Annotated in this window: 11 protein-coding genes and 1 pseudogene; 6 read left to right on the top strand and 6 right to left on the bottom strand. The window is 62.5% G+C overall.

Annotated elements, in window-relative coordinates; all coding sequences use genetic code 11:
* Positions 1-796 precede the first annotated feature (796 nt).
* The gene (locus Pla123a_RS03595; RefSeq protein WP_197527643.1) at positions 797-4,639 is read left to right on the top strand and encodes a non-ribosomal peptide synthetase; all 3,843 of its coding nucleotides are present in this window, start codon (positions 797-799) and stop codon (positions 4,637-4,639) included.
* Between the two features lie 70 nt (positions 4,640-4,709).
* Here the strand turns inward: Pla123a_RS03595 and Pla123a_RS03590 are convergent, their stop codons facing one another.
* The 3 genes from Pla123a_RS03590 to Pla123a_RS03580 all read right to left on the bottom strand — a co-directional run bounded on the left by Pla123a_RS03590 (position 4,710) and on the right by Pla123a_RS03580 (position 7,691).
* A complete protein-coding gene (locus Pla123a_RS03590) occupies positions 4,710-5,837 on the bottom strand; it encodes a glycosyltransferase (protein WP_197527642.1) in 1,128 nt (375 codons plus the stop codon).
* 228 nt (positions 5,838-6,065) lie between these two features.
* Positions 6,066-6,866: a WecB/TagA/CpsF family glycosyltransferase gene (locus Pla123a_RS03585; RefSeq protein WP_146584143.1), complete on the bottom strand. Its 801-nt coding sequence runs from the start codon at positions 6,864-6,866 to the stop codon at positions 6,066-6,068.
* Positions 6,867-6,950: 84 nt separating this feature from the next.
* The gene (locus tag Pla123a_RS03580) at positions 6,951-7,691 is read right to left on the bottom strand and encodes a sugar transferase (RefSeq protein WP_146584142.1); all 741 of its coding nucleotides are present in this window, start codon (positions 7,689-7,691) and stop codon (positions 6,951-6,953) included.
* A 558-nt stretch (positions 7,692-8,249) separates the two neighbouring features.
* Between Pla123a_RS03580 and Pla123a_RS03575 the strand changes: the two genes are divergently transcribed.
* The 5 genes and pseudogenes from Pla123a_RS03575 to Pla123a_RS24900 all read left to right on the top strand — a co-directional run.
* Positions 8,250-9,197, top strand: coding sequence for a glycosyltransferase family 2 protein (locus tag Pla123a_RS03575; protein WP_197527641.1), 948 nt, complete (start codon positions 8,250-8,252; stop codon positions 9,195-9,197).
* Between the two features lie 33 nt (positions 9,198-9,230).
* Positions 9,231-9,881 (top strand): serine O-acetyltransferase, encoded by a 651-nt coding sequence (locus tag Pla123a_RS25225; protein ID WP_146584140.1) that lies wholly within the window; start codon positions 9,231-9,233, stop codon positions 9,879-9,881.
* Positions 9,878-10,942 carry a glycosyltransferase gene (locus tag Pla123a_RS03565; protein WP_146584139.1) on the top strand — a complete coding sequence of 355 codons (1,065 nt, stop codon included), beginning with the start codon at positions 9,878-9,880 and terminating at the stop codon, positions 10,940-10,942. The genes Pla123a_RS25225 and Pla123a_RS03565 overlap by 4 nt, the downstream gene beginning before the upstream one ends.
* Positions 10,939-12,114 (top strand): glycosyltransferase family 4 protein, encoded by a 1,176-nt coding sequence (locus Pla123a_RS03560; protein WP_146584138.1) that lies wholly within the window; start codon positions 10,939-10,941, stop codon positions 12,112-12,114. The genes Pla123a_RS03565 and Pla123a_RS03560 overlap by 4 nt, the downstream gene beginning before the upstream one ends.
* A 162-nt stretch (positions 12,115-12,276) precedes the next feature.
* Positions 12,277-12,600 (top strand): annotated as a pseudogene (locus Pla123a_RS24900) (transposase); the annotation flags it as partial.
* Positions 12,601-12,710: 110 nt separating this feature from the next.
* Here Pla123a_RS24900 and Pla123a_RS03550 read toward each other — a convergent pair.
* The 3 genes from Pla123a_RS03550 to Pla123a_RS03540 form a co-directional block, all read right to left on the bottom strand.
* Positions 12,711-13,928: a glycosyltransferase family 2 protein gene (locus Pla123a_RS03550; protein ID WP_146584137.1), complete on the bottom strand. Its 1,218-nt coding sequence runs from the start codon at positions 13,926-13,928 to the stop codon at positions 12,711-12,713.
* A gap of 58 nt (positions 13,929-13,986) precedes the next feature.
* A complete protein-coding gene (locus Pla123a_RS03545; RefSeq protein WP_146584136.1) occupies positions 13,987-16,020 on the bottom strand; it encodes a hypothetical protein in 2,034 nt (677 codons plus the stop codon).
* Positions 16,021-16,309: 289 nt separating this feature from the next.
* A complete protein-coding gene (locus Pla123a_RS03540) occupies positions 16,310-17,593 on the bottom strand; it encodes a hypothetical protein (protein WP_146584135.1) in 1,284 nt (427 codons plus the stop codon).
* Positions 17,594-17,655: the final 62 nt, after the last annotated feature.

Genomic DNA, 17,655 nt, shown 5'->3' with positions numbered 1-17,655 from the left:
CGTAGGACGCGGCGTATTATTTGGCGGCTCTGAACGGTCCACCATTGGCAAGACGGCCGGATTCGTGCCGCGAACCGCGGGCGGGTGGATCGCGGCTTTGCTCGCCAGAAGCGCCCGGAATCCCGCGTCCTTCCACACCGGAGCCGCGTCACTAAAGCGCCCTAGAATCAGTCTCTTCAGACCTTCGGAGCCGCATTTTTCCTGACGTGTCCCGCAAGAATCGCGGGGCACTCCCTGCATGCGGAATCCTGCAAACTCGTGTCTAGTTTCCCCGGCCTTTTAGACTACGATAGAACCAGCTAAGCACAGGCTGAAGGCGCCGCAGTTCGCAAATGGATGGACCGGGACGCGGCAGGCCCACGGCGCCAGAATCAGTACTCTGGAATCGCTCGCCTTGCGCCTACAGACGCTGTGAGCAGATGCTTGGCACCCACCTTGAATTGCCTACCGAATGCAGCGCGAAGGTCGCCCCAAAGCGGTTCCGACGCCCGCCCAGCTAGAATCACGACCTTCATCCGGAAGTAACGTCTTTGAATGGATGTGCCCCCCAAGGCAGCTGCTTCTCCCCGTGCGGAAGCCACCGTCGGTTCGACGAGTTCCTGAGGTTCAACCTGACGGGGCTTGGTCGGAGCGTCGCTGGACTCTGGGCTGCCTCTCCTACGCGACCCAGGAACTCCCAGTGAGAACCGGGTCGTCGGCGAGGGTAGACCCGTCGCCTCCGATCGACGCGATTGCACATTGCCCCATTTCAGAGCCAGGGTTCTCCAGCCACAGCGCCGCCCCCCAGATGTGCCCGATGCAGGAAAGCATACTCTTCACCTGGATGCTGGACCCACGTGCTGGATTCGACCTCGAGCAGATTGTCATCTCTGGTCTGCCGGAAATGGACGCCGAACTGCTAGGCAAGGCGTTCACCCATGTCGTGCGAACGCACGCGGGCCTGTCGGCGACGTTTGACGCCGATGGCTCGGTTTCGTACCACCGAGACGCGACGGTGACAGTAGAAACCGCGTCGGGAGACCTGCCAGAATTCCTACGGGAGGATCGGACGCGTGGGTTTAAACTCACCAATTCTCCTCTCATGCGCGCAACGCTACTGACTGATCGCACCAGTACTGCGTTTGTATGGACAGTACACCACATTCTGGTCGACGGCCGCAGCTTTGCCCCTGTGCTAAACGAGGCTTTCGACGCCTACGATACGTTGCTTGCCGGCCAATACCTTCCACCCCCTCCATTTAAAAACGCGCACGCAAACTATTTGCAGTGGCTTTGCGAGACGCGTGGTCGCAGTGTCGAGTATTTCTGTGAGTATTTAAGAGGCAAGACCTGCCCTACTCCTCTGCCCTGCAGCGAACCGGCCACCCGCCCGCTACCGGTTGGTGGGTCGACGAGCTCAAGCGTGCGACTGAGCCCTGAGGCGACCGCCAGATTCAATGCCCTGGCCGAGCGTCTCGACCTCGCCGCGTCGTCGCTCGTGCAGGCCGCACTCGCCATCCTCCTCCAGCGGCTAGCCGGCGACCGCGACGTCGTGTTCGGCCAAGTGCTTTCCAACCGTGCGCCAGCGAACGCAATCGACGAAGTGGGCCTGTACATCAACACGCTGCCGTTGCGTCTGACGGTGGACGAAGAGGATCTATTCAGCGACGTGGCCTACCGCGCACGCCTGGCCACGATGAAGCAGCGCCAGCACGGCGCCGTCCGATTGGCCGATATCAAGACCGCCTGCGGGCTGCAGCACAGCCTCTTCGAGACGCTGCTCATGTACGAGACGCAGGACCTGAGCCACAGCCTGCGCTGCCTCAACTCCCGCTGGGACGCCACCGAGATCTCGCTCCACGAGCAGCCCACGGTCCCGCTTTCGTTCGTGGTCGTGAACGACCCGCGGGGAGGGCAGTTGGAGATCCGGACCATAGCTCTCAACTCACGTTTTGAACCGGAGGTCGCCGAACAGATGGCTACCTACCTAGCGACTGCGTTGGAGTCGATCGTTGATGCCGAGAAAGTCAAGGAGGTCCGGGTCTTGCCCGACCACGTGCGAGACAGGATCGTTTACGATTTCAACGAAACCAGTCACGACTTCACCGAAGATGCTTTAATACAGCAGCTGTTCGAGCAGCAGGCGGCGGCGCGACCGGAGTCTATCGCCGTGGAGTGTGACGGCCGGTCGCTCAGCTATCGGCAGCTAGAGAAAAAGGCGAATCAGGTTGCCAACTCCCTCCGTTCGCGCGGCGTGCGACCGAGGCAATTCGTGGGACTCTGCATGAGGCGCGACCTCAACCTAGTGGTCGCGATGCTGGGCATCCTGAAGTCCGGAGCCGCCTACGTTCCGATTGAACCTACCTACCCCCAGGAACGCATCGACTTCATCTTGGAGGACGCCCAAGCAGCAACAGTCCTCACGGAAGAGGCCCTTGAAGTCAAGTTTCAAGACCGCGACTTCGTGACCATTGAGGCGGCGTGCGACGACAGCGTCAGCCACCAGAGGCCTGCCGCCGGCGTCAGTGCCGATGACGCCTGCTACTGCATCTTTACCTCAGGGAGCACAGGCAAGCCCAAGGGAGTGCTGCTCTCCCACAAAGCGGTCGTCAACACGCTGGAGTGGGTCAACCGAACGATGCAGGTGGGGCCGTCTGACAGACTGCTGTTTGTGACCTCCCCTTGTTTTGACCTATCCGTGTACGACGTGTTCGGCGTCTTGGGGGCCGGCGCGACGGTGGTCGTCGCATCGGAGCAGACGCTCGACTCCCCGCACGCAATCGTCGAGTCGCTCGTCAACTCTCAGATTACGATCTGGGACTCGGCGCCCGCCGCTCTGCAACGGCTAGTCCCCCTCTTCCCCGCTGACTCTCGGGACCTGCGGCTCGTAATGTTGAGCGGGGACTACATCCCCCTGACTCTTCCCGACGACGTTCGCGAAGCCTTCCCCAATGCTCAGGTGATGAGCCTGGGGGGCGCCACCGAGGCGGCCATCTGGTCGAACTACTTTCCGGTTGGCGAAGTCGATCCCCGCTGGACTAGCATCCCCTACGGATTCCCGATTCAAAACACCCGATACTACGTGCTGGGCCAGGATCTTTCCCCCTGCCCATACCACGCTCCTGGGGACCTCTACATCGCGGGCGAGTGCCTCGCCAACGGCTACCTGAATCGGCCAGAGCTAACCGAACAGCGGTTCATCGATGATCCGTTCGTGCCCGGTGAGAAGATGTACATGACCGGCGACCTGGCTCGTTTCAACGAGGACGGGTGCATGGAGTTCTTGGGCCGCTCTGATTTTCAGGTCAAGATCCGGGGGTACCGAATCGAGTTGGGGGAGGTGGAGTCGGCGATCTCTTCGGCGCCGGGAGTCGAACAAGCAGTCTGCATCGCCCACACCGACGCGGGCGGTCAGAAAGCGTTGGCGGCCTACGTGGTAGGTCCGGGTTGCGATGCCGACGAAATCAAGAGACGCCTGGCCGATTTTCTTCCCGACTACATGACGCCGTCGCACGTGGTGATGCTCGACGCGATGCCGGTGACGAGCAACGGCAAGATCGATCGCATGGCTCTCCTCAGCACAACCGACGAGCGTAGCGAAGACCGTGTGGCCCCGGCCACGCAGCTCGAAAATGACCTGGTGCAGATCTGGGAGAGACTTCTCCGGCGGGAAGTCGGGGTAACCGACAACTTCTTCGATCTCGGAGGCCAGTCCCTGCTCGCGGTGTCTCTGGTGGTAGCGATCGAGAAGGAGCTGGGGCATTGCGTGCCGCTGGGCGCCGTCATGCAGGCGCCAACCGTACGCGGGATCGCTGGCCTCATCACTGGCGAGGCTAGTGACAACCCACACCGACACCTGGTCGCGATCGAAACCGGCTCGGGCATCCCGATCGTCTTGGTGCCAGGGATTGGCGGCTACGGATTTACATTCGAGCGGGTCGCCCACTTGCTCGGCGACCATCCTGTCTATGTCTTTAACTCGGTCGGCACTCACAAGGACGATGAACTTGTCGACAGCGTTGAAGAGGTCGTCGAGGCTTACCTCCCTCAGCTCCTCGCAGAGATCCCGGACGGCCCCGTGGTGCTGGGCGGCTACAGTTTCGGCGTCCTGGTCGCGCAGGAGTTGGGCATCCGGCTTGAAAGAATGGGGCGCCGGGTCCCTGTCCTGATCTCTTTCGACGGCCAAGCGCCCGGGCACCCTAAGACGAAGCCGGCCTACAAGCGGGCGATTGAACACGCCAAGCAGTTGCGTCCCCTGCCGTGGAACAAGCGGTACAACTACGTCCGCGACAAGATCCAGGCCCACTTCGACGACGATGACAGCTACGGCTTGTTTGACCTCCCCGGAGTGGCGGATGAGAAGCTGAATCAGCGGTTGAGGGAGACTGCGATCGTGCTCTGGCGGGCTCGCGAGAGGTACCGTCCCACGCACAAGCTGAACTCCCCCGTGCTGCTGGTGAAGGCAGCGATTCCATTTGACTGGATAGGCACCGACTTCGAAACATACTACGGCTGGCGACAGTTCGTCAGTCAAGAGGTCTCGGTGCACCACGTCCCCGGGCAACACCTAGAGATGTTCCAGCCCGACAACAGCAGCCTCATTGCGGAAACAGTGCTCGAGGCGATCAATCGGGCGGCGGGCAACCAGATCAACGATTAACAGACCTGGGCGGGTCTGCCAGAGTCGACCACGGGCCGGCGGCCGCACCCCACTGGGTGCAGCCTCGCTTCTAAACCTCGCTTTCGATCGCGGCCTCCAGGGCTCGCTTCAGAACAGCCGCTTCTTGCCGCGCGTCATGCTGACGCTGCACAATTTCTCTGCCCGCGAGCCCTAGCGTGTCGAGCCGTCCTGGCTCGGAGCCTGCCGCGTCTCGCATCGCGGTGAAAAGCGCCTGCGGGTCCCCCGCCGCGACCAGCCACCCGCTCTCGTGGTGTCGCACGAGCTCGGGTACGCCCGCGATCTGGGTGGCAATAACGGGGCGAGCATTCGCTAGGGCTTCCATGAGCACCACGGGGAGCCCCTCGGCAAAGCTCGGCAGCACCATGCAGCTAGCCCGCTGGATCTCGGCCAAGACTCGCGATCCCGGCTGCCAACCAAGCAACGCAATCCGGTCGGAAAGACCGCGTCTGGAGATCTCTGCTTCGAGCAATTCGCGAAAAGGCCCGTCCCCTAAAAGTCGCAGTGAAAAATCCTGACCGTCTTGCATCAGTAGATCGCAGGCTTCGATCAGGGTCATTAGGCCCTTTTGCTCTGCGAGCCGCGCCACGGTCACAAACCGATCCGACTCCAAGATGGGCTGAACCGGCTGCTCTAGGAAGAGTCGATCAAGGCCGCAGCGTACGATTCGAATCTTCGACCAGTCGCCGTATCCGCACCATCGCTGCAGTTGACTGCGGCAGAAACTGCTAATCGCAACAACAAACGCCGCCGATTCAATCTTCGCAGGCAGCGAAATCAGCAGCGGACCATCGAACTCCTCCGGGCCGTGAACCGTGAAACTGTAAGTTGGGCCGCCGAGGAAACGACAGTACATCAAGACAGTGGTTGGGTTCGTGCCAAAGTGCGCGTGCAGGTGCTCGACGCCACTCCGCTCGGCGTCCCTCAAGAGCAGGCAGGCCTCGGCAAGGTAGGCCGCGTGCTTTGTGAGCCCTGCATTGGATGAGCTCCGCAGTCCCCAGATTCGGCGGCAGGCTGAGATGAATGCAAGCGGACGGGTCGCCGCCACCGTCAACGCCGCCGCGAGCATCGCCCGCGGGCGGAACAGAATCTTTGTCAGCTCGCTCTCGCGTTCGTCCTCTGGGTCGATCAGCTCCTCGCGGGTGTCGCGTACAGAATACCGCTGGACCTCGACCCCCAACGATTCCAGGCCCTGGATCTCACGCCGGATGAACGTGTGGCTGGTCGTTGGGTAGCGGTTGACTAGGTAGCCGATTCGCATGCGTCAATCGCCACGTGGAGTAAACTGCAGACAAGAGCCGCCCCGAGCTAGTCGATGATAACCACGGAGCAGTTGCCGGGCGAGAGGCTCGCCGACTCAGCCGTAATGGAGTCGGCGAACGGGTGACGGGCGTTCTGGCGCATCCGCCTATCGGCGTGAACGCTCTCGGAGGACCAGCTGCGGGAAGACGATGGCGTCTTGAAGGTACCTGCCGGCAAGTCGGCGGGGATTGGTCGCAAGCCGGTGCAGCCACTCCATCCGGCACCGCTGCACCCAGCGCGGCGCGCGGGTTTGCCGTCCGGCAAGGAAGTCGATGGTGGCGCCGGCTGCGACCGCGACCTTTGCGTGGAGCCTCGGGCGCGTCCGGGCGAGCCACAGCTCCTGCTTTGGCGCGCCGAACCCAACCACCAGCAAGTCCGGCTCCGCGTCCGCGACCAGCTCGACGATCCTCTCCTCCTCGGCATCGTCGTGCTCGAACCCAAACGGCGGGCTGTCGACGCCCACGATGTCGACCGAGGGCCACTGCTCAACGATACGCTCGGCTGCAACCTCAGGCACGCCCTCGGCGCCTCCGAGCAGGAACACCCTTGCCGGCCTGTCGCTGCGCGACGTGGCCAACAGTTGGGGCACGAACTCTGACCCCGGCACACGGCAAGGCAGCGACTTTCCAAGCCAACGCGAAGCCGTGACAATTGGCCAGCCGTCCGCCAGAACCAGTCCGGCCGACCGATAGGCGTCCCGGAGGTCCCGGCTGTGGCTCAGCTGAACCACATGGTCGACGTTTGGAGTGAACACGAGCTCGCACCCAGTCCATTCGGATAGCATCCGCTCCGTCGCCCACCGAACCGCGGCGGGCATGTCGACCTGGTGGATGTCGATACCGAAGAGGTTGGCACTCGGCGGGGAGAAGCTAGGCTGGTCGCTAGTCGCCCCGATGCCATCGGTCATCACGCCTCCCGACGACTGCGATTGGACATTTGGGACAGTGCTGCCCGCGCGGGCCGATTGCGAGGCTCGAGTGGCGATCACGCTCTAATACGCGCCCTCTGCACTCACCACGGCGCGGACCGTTTTGACCAGCAGCAGCATGTCCAACGCCAAACTGCGACGCTCGATGTAGTCGATGTCGAGTTCCAGCTGCTTGGGGAACGGCAGGTTACTCCTTCCGGACACCTGCCAAATGCACGTGATGCCTGGCTTCACTTCCAGGCGTCGCAGGTCCTCACCCGAGTACTGCTCTACCTCGTGCGGCAACGCAGGGCGGGGGCCCACAAGGCTCATCGATCCCTCCAGCACGTTGAACAACTGAGGCAGTTCATCGAGGCTCGTTTTCCGCAGGAACTGACCCACGAAGGTGATGCGGGGGTCCTTGGCAATTTTAAAAGACCGCGTGTCCGTGTGTTGGCTCTGACTCTGCAATTGAGCCTTGACCGCGTCCGCCCCGACCCGCATCGATCGGAACTTCAGACACGTGAACTCTTCGCCGCGCAATCCAACTCGCTTGTGCAAGTAGAAGACGGGCCCGCCGTCGCAGAGCTTGACGACCAGCGCGATCAATGCGAGCAGCGGGCTCGCGACCGCAATGATCGTCAAGCCAGCCGCGCAGTCAAACAGCCGCTTCAGCAGGCTGTAGACGGGCCTTGGATCGACAGCGGGACCCCAAAAGACCCCATCGAGCGCTAGGTTAGCGCCATAACGGGAAAGGGGCTGCGAGTCGCGGTGGGGATGTTGGTGGGGGTTTTCGGCTGCCTGATTAATGGCGGGAGCAGCCATGTCTACGCTGGGGGCCCAGTGGGCTGGCCCCGAAGCTATGGATGTCAAAGCTGTACCTCGAAGTGCATGATCACAGATATAAAGCCTGTCGCGTATCGCGGCCCTTTAGGCAAAACTGGTGCCAATCGGCTTAGCGTTCGCGCAGGCGGAGGTCCGCATGACGCATGTGAGCAAAAAGCATGGGCAATCTAGGCGAGACGAGCGGCCGCGACTTTCGGTACGGTCTTCCGCCCACTATCTCTTGCCCACCACTCCGATTCTCGATCTGATAAATTGCGTGATAAGTCCGTCGCGGATCCTTGGGAAATTGTGACCCTCGACTCGCTTGCGCCGTCGACTGCGGCTCGCTGGGGGCTCAGCCGCCGAGTAAGGAAACCGCCAATTCTCAGCCGCGGGATTCAACCTGTTGCGGCGGTTGTTATCGGTGGTTAGCCTATCGGCTGCAGGCCGTCTTCCCCTCCCATCCCTCCCCTCTGGCTGATGCACCTAACCCCCACCGCCTCACCGCTGCGGGCTAGCCCCGCCGGACCGAAGGCAGCGGCTGCCAGGATTGCGGTAGTGATTGTCAACTACCGAACCGCCGAATTGACGATTCAGTGCTTGGAGTCGCTCCAGCCGGTGCTTGATGAGTGCGACTATGTTTCTGCCTACGTCGTCGACAACGCCTCGGGGGACGATTCGCCAGCACTGATCGAGAACGCGATTCGCGAGAACGATTGGCGGTGGGCCCGGCTCGTCCAAGCCAAGCGAAACGGCGGGTTCGCCTACGGCAACAACGTTGGGATGGCGGCCGCCGAGGACGACCACGAGACTCCCTTCGACGCCTACTGGCTGCTGAACTCCGACACGATCGTCAGGCCTGGCGCCCTTAAGGCCCTGGTCGATGCACTCGACGTAGAGTGCGGCGTAGGGATCGTCGGCAGCCGCCTGGAAGACCCCGACGGCTCGGCGCAGATTTCAGCCTTCCGGTTTCACACCGCGGGGAGCGAGCTGGCACGGGGTCTCAACCTAGGCGTCTGGTTTCGCTTGTTCCCCTCGGCGGAAATTGCCCCGGCTCAGGACGACGCCCGTGAGCTGGCCGACTGGGTCGCCGGAGCCAGTATGCTGATTGACCGCAAGGTGATCGACCAGGTCGGACTGCTCGACGAGGACTACTTCCTGTACTACGAGGAGGTCGACTACTGCTTGCGGGCCAGGCGGCTGGGGTGGAAGACGAGCTACGTCTCGGCCAGCCGCGTTGTGCACCTAGTGGGTCAGAGCTCCAACGTCACCGAGCGTTCTAGCGCTGCCAGGCGGCTCCCCAAGTATTGGTTCGAGAGCCGGGCGAAGTACTTTGAGAAGAACTACGGCCGCGGCGCTCGGGTGCTGGCGGACGTTGGCTGGCTTGCGGGACACTTGCTGTACCGCGCCCGGCGTGTGCTCCAAAACAAACACGACCAGATCCCCAAACGCCTCGTCACCGACTTCATCCTCTACAATCTTTCGCCACTAAACCGCGTGCACTAGGCCCTTCTCACGCCCCACTGCCTAACCACGGCCATGTCGACCTCACTCGCCGGGACCGCCCCGACCGAACACTGTCCGCCGTCGCTATCGTCGGTTACCGACCGCGCTGCGCTAGATCCATCGGGAGCGTCGAACCAAAATCCGTCGGGCATTTCGCTGTGGCAGCTACTCCGAGAGGACTACCAGACCCACGACAACAAACTGCTGGAACAAGGCTTCTGGGCGATCGCGGTCCACCGCTTTGGCAACTGGCGGATGGGGATTCACAATCGCGTGCTCCGCTGGCCGCTGTCGGTTCTCTACAAGCTCCTCTACCGGTTCGTCGAGTGGACCTGTGGTATAAGCCTTCCCTACACGGTCCGCGTGGGGCGGCAGGTGAGGCTGTGGCATCACGGCGGCATGATCCTTAACGCCGCGGCCATCGGCGATCGGGTCCAAGTGCGTCAGAACACCACCTTCGGCGTCGTTCGCACCCAGCACAACTTTGAACTACCGATCCTCGAAGACGACTCCGACATCGGGGTCGGCGCCTGCATCTTGGGCGAAATTCGCGTCGGGCGCGGAGCCGTGATCGGAGCCAACGCGGTCGTGCTCAAGGACGTTCCCGACTACGCGGTGGCGGTTGGCGTCCCGGCTGTCGTGGTGAAGCAACGCACCCCGCCCGCCGACGAGAGCGATTCATGAGCGTCGGCATCATCGCTATTGGCCGCAACGAGGGCCCTCGGCTCGCGGCGTGCTTAGAATCCCTTCCGCTTCCCCGATCGCGAGTAGTGTACGTCGACTCCGGCTCCAGCGATCAAAGCGTCGCAACAGCTCGGGCGTTGGGGGTAAAGGTGGTCCAGCTGGACCCGGGTAAACCATTCTCGGCATCCCGTGCTCGGCAGGAGGGTGCGACCATGCTGCTTGAAGCGGCCCCGGATACCGAGCTCCTGCAATTTGTCGATGGCGACTGCGAACTCAATCCAACGTGGCTGGAGGTCGGCGCCTCATTCTTAGCGCAGCACCCAGAGATTGTCGCGGTCTCCGGGCGACGACGCGAGTGCCGCCCACAGCAGTCGCTGTACAACCGGTTCATCGACCGAGAGTGGGACTCGCCAATCGGCGAGGCGCTCTCCACCGGCGGCGACTTCCTGGTTCGGGCGGCTGCGTACGTGCAGGCCGGTGGTTTCGACCCAAGCGTGCCCGCAGGCGAAGAGCCGGAACTCTGCGGCCGCCTCCGCGCGAACGGCGGCAAGGTCTGGCGACTCGACCACGAGATGACGCTTCACGACGCCAACATGAATTCTTTCTCGGAGTGGTGGCGGCGTCAGCGCCGTGCCGGTTACGGGGCGCTGGACGTGGAGCGACGATTCCGGCTCAACCTGTTTACCCCCTGGCTCAAGAGCGCCGTTTTCTGGAACGTTGTAGCGCCGATCGCCCTATTGACCGCCGCGGGCGTCGGCTTCATTGTCGCGGGCCCGCTTGCGGCCTCTATGGTTTTGATCGCGGGCGGCGTCGGCTTGCTGCTGCAGGTTTTCCGGCTGGCCTGGAAGGACAAGCGCCGCGGTTCCGACTGGCGGTCGGGATTTGAGTACGGCATTCTGACGATGCTCTCGAAACTGCCGATCTTTCTTGGGATCCTCCAGGGGCTGGGCGTCTGGCTGCGAGGGTCGCAATCGCGTTTGATGGAGTACAAGACGGCCGGCGTTGCCCCACGCTCGGAGGGCAGCATCCTGGTTCCGAAGTCCCCACAGAGCGACCTGTGAGCATCCGCCGCATCTTTTACATGGCCGGCCCGGGAAACGTGCTGGGTACCTACGAATGTTGGAAGGCTGGAAAGCCCGACCCGAGCCAGACGAGCACCACGTACTCCTCACAGTTCTTTGACCTCTGCCGCGAGCTGGACATCGAGGCTTACGTCGTTGCTTCCAACCCCAACCGAGCTTTGGTTCGCGATGGACGGTTTACTATTGAACACCGCCCTCCCCCACGTCCGAGTAGTGGAATTGCGTACCACGCGGGCTGGACTGTATACGCATCTGGGCTAGCGGCAACGGCATTGCGCTACCGCGCTGACGTAGTCCTGGCTATGCAGACGGAGCGGCTTTTTCCTTACCTGCTCAACAGGGCATTTGGCACTCGGTTGATCCCGTCTTGCCACTGCGTGCTCTGGCCAAAGCACGGTCGCCCCGGTCACGCAGCGAGTTGGTTCTACCGACTTGACGCGCTGGTTTACCGCCGTTTTTCTCGCGCCGTTCTATCGATTTCCCAGGATGTGACCGATCAGATTGAGCAGTTGTGCGGAGATTCACACTCACCGGTTTATCCGTTTCTGCCGAGCTACGACGACGAGATCTTCGAAGGCGTCGACGCGCCCTCTCTCTCCGTCCCGTTTCGTCTCTTGTACGCCGGGCGCGTTGAACGGAACAAGGGAGTGTTTGAATTGCTTGATATGATGCGGTACCTAACGTCGCGCGGTTTTTCTGAAGTGGAGCTCGACCTATGCGGGGCAGGCGGGGCGCTCGAAGAGCTGCAGAAAGCGGTCGCCAAGCAAGGCCTGACAGGTCGGGTAACGCTGCACGGCCACTGCGACCGCGGAAAGATGCGTAGACTGATTGGAGAGTCGCACTGCTTCGTCGTGCCAACACGTTCCGACTTCGTTGAGGGCTTCAACAAAGTAGTCGCGGAGGCTGTGCTCGCGCGCAGGCCGGTCGTTACCTCCGATGTCTGCCCTGCCCTCTCGGTGGTGGCAGATGCCGCGATTGCCGCTCCGCGAGACAGCGGCGCCGGCTTCGGGGAATCGGTCGCCAAGCTGGTATCCAACCAATTGCTCTACTCTTCGAAGGTCGCAGCCTGCGACCGGTTGCGCAGGCAGTTCATGGATCCTGAACGCAGTTGGAAGTCCGCCGCGAAGCGGGCACTGAACATTGTGGACTAAGCACAACGAGAACCGCGAAACGCGAGCGAGTAGCAGGAAGGGCATTGTTGAATCACGTCATGTTTTGGCGGTAAGATCTACTTGGCTCCGGGGTGCCGACAATGGCCGTTACCCGACTCGATCCGCAAGCTCCGGGACTCGGTGGAGGTTCATGTAGGACATCTTGTAAAGGTCCCACACGGCCACTGGAAGACAACGACCTTCGTCGTGGCCCTCCGGTCGACCAGCATGACCGCCCCGCTGGTGGTCGACGGCCCGATGAACGGCGAGCTATTTCTGGCCTACGAGCAGCAGCACCTGGCGCCAACCCTCCGCCTCAGTGACACGGTCTTCACGGGCAACCTCTCCAGCCATTAGCGAGCCGGCGTCCGCGAGGCGGCCGGAGCCCGCCTGGAGTACCTGCCGCCCTACAGCCCCGACCTCAACCCAATCAAGCTCGCCTTCGCCACGCTCAAGACACTCCTACGAAAGAGCGCCGCTCGCGCCATTTAATAGCTCGGCCAAGCAAGTGCCGAAGCCAGCGAGCACTTCCCCGGCAAAGAATGGCTCGCCTGATTCCGACACAGCGGATACCGAGAGGCGATTGAGAAAATCTTCTAGTCCTTGACGACTTCCCGTGCGGTCTTGTTCCAGTGCGTGTGGGGGCGGTAGAAGAATTCGACCCCGTGAGCAAGGTGTCGCCGCAGGTAACGAGTTAGCGCCGCCGCCTGGACCCTGCGTGCGGCAGGAAATTTGAACAGTGTCGCCGCCGCGGCAACCGAAGAGACCACCAGGGCCAGGCCGGTCAAAACAAGCATCACCGGCACGAAGGACCCGCCCACCAACGCGAGCAGAGCGGTGACAACTAGCGCAGCCAAGTGAGCCAGCAACAGCAGCGTTAGGGGCGGCACCAGCAGGTCGGCCGCCAGAGCTAGCGGCGCTACCTCACCACGGCGTAAACCTCCCCACAGCAACCGCGGGATCTGATCACGCATGACGGTAAGCGAGGTGTGCGTCCATCGCCTCCTCTGTCCCGCAGAGACTTCGTCCGACGTTGGCAGGGGGCCCGCCACCATCGCGCTGGGCCAGTAGACAGTCGGGTGGCCCTCCAGCACAAGGTCGATCGAGAGCCGATACTCCTCGCCGATGTGCCCCCCGGCGAGCGGAGCGTCAACTGCAATCGCCCAGGGAATCGCCATTCCCGACCCATTGAGCAGGCAAGGAAGCCCCAATGCACGCAGCCCAAGTGGGCGGACCGCGTTGCGGACGGCGAACGCAAGCGCCGAGATCCCAGCGACCTCATCCCCGTCGGCGGCGGAAACAACATAGGTCGATTGCACAGGCCGTTCCCGCAGCTGGGGGCAAGCACGCAGGCTGCGGGCGAAGCCGGCGCCAATGAGGGTGTCGGCGTCGACGATCACCAGCACATCGGGCGGCTGCTGTTTGAGGTAGTCGCGACCCGCGGCAAGCGCCCAGCCCTTGCCACGCCTCTGCAGGTCCGTGCGTTCGACTACCGAGGCCCCGCTCCGCCGCGCAACTTCGGCGGTGGCGTCGCTGCAGTTGTCGGCGACCACCACCACCTCGTCACCCGGCTCTACTTGCGCGAAGATCGCGGCCAGGGTGTCCCCGATTACCTGCTCCTCGTCATGCGCAGGCAACAAGTAGGCGAAGCGTGTCGATGCAACGGCGTCCCGGTGCGGCCCTACCCGCCACACGCTCGAGCGCCGACTGGCTGCCACGCCGAGCAGGCACTGGCCGGCAAACACGAGTGCGGGCAGCAGCGTCACACAGGCCGTGGCAAAGCCCATTGTGTTGATAAGGAGGGTAAGAGTCATGGCCGCTGGGTGGGGGCGTAGTTCAATGAGGACGACGGTGTTCCCTCGATGGTTTGCGCTACGAGACGATACCGATCAGCGGCGCCTGCAGCTCGACCAGCTCGCGAACCGCGGTGGCGGCCCTGGGGGACTTCAGGGAATCGTCGTCAGCGGTCAAGACGACGCCATCCGACCGCGCGGCCAACATCTCCACGTCGGCGAGGGAAGAAGCGCCGGGGCCGACCACCAGAACCTTGGTGTAGGCGTGGCGGCAGTGGTTCAGCAGTTCGGTCATGCAGCTCGAAGCCATCGCTTCACGCGGGAACGCGGCGTTGCCTCGCGAGATCAAGTCGACGCCCGGGCAGAGCGTCGGTTGGATTAGACTCTGCACCCCTTCACACTCTCGAGACAAGAAGTCCGAGAGCCCGAAGCGCGGGCTGCTGTTCTCGGGGGTCGGCTCTTCGGGTTCCTGTCCCTGAGACTCGCCGAGCAGAAGCATGTCGCCACGACCGGCGGACGGCGTGACAGCCAGCAGGCTGTTATTGCGAACCGGGTCGACGGCGTCGATCAGGAGGACCCGCTCCTCACGGTTTGCAAGGCACTCGGCGAGCGACGAAATCAACGCGACCGGCGGAGGCGTCTCGCCGAGTGAGGTGAACATGATCACCCCATTGGGCTTTCCAACCGTCTGCTGGATCCGGAGCGCGAGCATCCGGACGTCGTCGTCCACGGCGACCTCCCGGCTCAGCGAAGGTGTCTGGAAGTTCTTCAGCATCCGCTCGGCGATTACCGGGATCGAGAATCGGTTCGCAAAGGCTGTCACCGGCGCGTCACGCTGCTGCAGCGCCTCGTAGCCGACAATCGGCGTCGCCATCAACACGCTCGCGAGCGCGAAGATGAGTACGAATAGCTTCTTCTTGTTGGATCCAAGTTCCGTAGTATCCTCCGACGCCGGAATAAAGACCTCAAACTCTGGCGTGTCACACTCAACGAGCTGACGCATGTTCTCTAGCTGGGACTCGATACCCGCCAGTTTGCTCTGCGTCCTCTGGAGCTTGGCCTCCAGGTCGAGGACGTCGTTCGCGGCGGTGGCGGTTACGCTGCCCGCCAGTTTCACTGCGTTCTGCTCGTACTTTAGTCTCTGCTGCTCGAACAGCTCCACCTGCTTCGTGATTGGGATTCTGGACAGCGCCAGCGCCGCGCGGCCTTCGGTCGTCTGACGGATCAGGGCTTCTTGCGTTCTAACGTCATCAGTTGCCACCAGACCGGGATCGACCTCGGGCGAGATCAACTGGACGAATTCAGCCTTCCATTCGGAGTACGAGGACCGGTCAGAAGGGTGGCCGTCGGCGATGCGATCGGCCATATCATCGAGCGCTTCGCGCACCGACTGGACTTCCTCCCAGCGCCGGGACCCCTGAGTGTACCGTGCGCCTTTGTTCTCAATTTCGTTCTTCGCCGTTCCAATGAGCTGTAGCATTAGTTGGTTGGTCAGCTCGAAAATCCGCGTGTCAAGCTCCGCAACTTGCTCGTCGATGCCCATCATCTCGACCCGCTTTCCGTCCATCGCAGCCTGAGATGCGATCGCCAGCTGCACCGTGCTGTTGTGCATGCTGTTGACGAGGTTTCCCGAGCTCATCTCTTCCGCCTCACGCTGCCGCGCCGCGTGGAGCTGTTCGAGTGTCCGCACCGCCTCCTGCTGGGCCGCTGCCTGCTGCTGCTGGTAGTGCGTCATGTGCGCACGCAGCAGGCTAACCCGGTCGGTCCGCGCTTGGTCAATCAAGAGGCCAAGCGTGTAATTCAGTATCGCGATGGCGTCCTGCTCGTCGCCCCAATTGATGCTGAACCGGAGGATGCTGGAGTTCTGCGTTACGGCGCACTCGTAGAATTTGGGCATCTCCGAGGCGGGCACCGCTAGCCCAAAGTGGTCGGTGACCTTCTGCATGAGCGGGTTTGAGAACGCGATCTCCCGGTAGGTCGTCAGCGTTGGCGGCTCGTAAACTCGTGGCCCCGGCGGCATCGGAAGGCCCTTGTAGATGAGTTGGGCGGTCGCCTCTGCGGTCGGACTCCCGAAACTCGTAGCCCCCCAATACGCAGCCGCGAGCGCCGCCACGGCGCTAAGAGCCAGCAGCCCCCAGTGTCGCTTAATCACAGCCAGCAGCAGCGGAGGCGACGAGTCTGCCTGAGCGGCGAGAGGTCGCTGTGTTGCAGGCCGTGCGACGGCGCTGTGGCCGTTGGCAGGGATCTCCAGGTACTGTTGCTTTTTCGTGTCCATTGCGGTGTTCAGGTTTGCCTCGCAGGTCCGCCGTTTCAGGCCCGCCCCAATCGGTGGGGCGGTGCTGGCGGCGTTAGGTTCAGGTAGGAATCTCTCGTCAGATGTCTTACGGCTAGCAGTCGCTCGCTTAGATGGCGTGCCCCCGGTGCAACCTCCGCTGCAAGGCCGGTCGGGGATCAATCCAGCCGCCTTGCGATTCGAGATTGTCCTCGGACGCCGTCGAATCACTGGCCTGCCCCTTAAGTGCCCAGTAGTGCGTGGTTGCGCCACAAATGAAGGGGAAAACAGGATTTTCCATACCGTTCAGCAGGTTGTCCAACATGAACAGCGTTGGGATTGCCGCGAGCACGATTCCCGGCGAATCCCAGTCGCCCCCCTTACCCGGGCGGAACTTGATGCACATCGCGATCAGCGGCTGTTGCAGGAGCAGCACCAACGCCGCGAGCTGCGGCGCGCCATGATTGCGGAACTCAAGCAACCACCGCTGGTCGAGCCCCAGACCCCAGCGGCCGTGGCCAAAGACCGGGCTACTGAGAGCCAAGTCACGGACCGCGTTCTCCTGGTCCAGTCGCACGTCGAAGGAATTCCGTCTTTCGGGATCGCCGGTGAGTGACTCGGCCAGCTCGCCAATCACGGCCCCATCGAACAGGCCCGCAGAGCGAACCGTGACCCACGCTGGGGCGATCAGCAACAAGAGGATTAGCAGAATCCGCGTGCGTAGCAATTCTGAGCTAACCAGCGTCAACGTGATGAAGCTCGTGAGCGCCAACGCCCCCATCGAGCGGGTGAACAAAGTCGTGGCCCAGAGCGCCAGCAGGGGCAAGTACCGCATGCCTGCCACCGGAACCAGTTGTTTCGACTTCCACAACCAGAACCCCGCGAGCGAGCAGACACACATCCAGAGCGCGACAGCCAGCCCGTGCTGCATAAAGACGACCGGTCTCCACCCCCCAAGGCGGAACGTCTGATCGAACGCCGAAGGGTGATAGCCGTAGAAAATCGAGTGGAGTTGCGGACTTATCCGCATCTCGATCAGGCACAGGGGGACGTAGAGCAGACCGGCAATGAATAGTCCCTTGAGGAGTTCGGTCTGGCCGCTCTCGTCGGCGAAGTAGACGCGGCCGACAAAATACGGGATTCCCCAGGTGCACATGTACTCGATCGTGGCGCTCACGCCGTCCCACAAGCCAAAGCCGTTGGCGACGGCGCACACGCCTGGCCAGCAGCAATAGAACAGGATCGTCGCGTCAAACCAACGCAAGCGGAGCGACGCGAGGCTCTTGGCGTCGAACGCCAGCACCCCCAGCATGGTCGCGCCGCATGCCGCCATCTGTTTCGACAGGTCCAGGAAGCCGGGGAGTGGAATCTCCGCCACAGGCAGAAACATCCAGGCCGCGATCAGCACTAGCAACGCAGCTCTGCGCGGCGGGAGGACAGTAAACACCATGACCCCTAGCGGGACCGATGTCAGCA

This window comes from Posidoniimonas polymericola, assembly GCF_007859935.1.
Classification (GTDB): domain Bacteria; phylum Planctomycetota; class Planctomycetia; order Pirellulales; family Lacipirellulaceae; genus Posidoniimonas; species Posidoniimonas polymericola.
The sequence above is the reverse complement of the archived record's forward strand: the minus strand, read 5'-3'. Positions and strand labels throughout refer to the sequence as shown.

Coding starts and splice junctions, on each gene's coding strand:
- Pla123a_RS03595 (WP_197527643.1), top strand. CDS start 797: ATGCAGGAAAGCATACTCTTCACCTGGATGCTGGACCCACGTGCTGGA.
- Pla123a_RS03565 (WP_146584139.1), top strand. CDS start 9,878: ATGAGCGTCGGCATCATCGCTATTGGCCGCAACGAGGGCCCTCGGCTC.
- Pla123a_RS03580 (WP_146584142.1), bottom strand. CDS start 7,691: ATGGCTGCTCCCGCCATTAATCAGGCAGCCGAAAACCCCCACCAACAT.
- Pla123a_RS03585 (WP_146584143.1), bottom strand. CDS start 6,866: ATGACCGATGGCATCGGGGCGACTAGCGACCAGCCTAGCTTCTCCCCG.
- Pla123a_RS03550 (WP_146584137.1), bottom strand. CDS start 13,928: ATGACTCTTACCCTCCTTATCAACACAATGGGCTTTGCCACGGCCTGT.
- Pla123a_RS25225 (WP_146584140.1), top strand. CDS start 9,231: ATGTCGACCTCACTCGCCGGGACCGCCCCGACCGAACACTGTCCGCCG.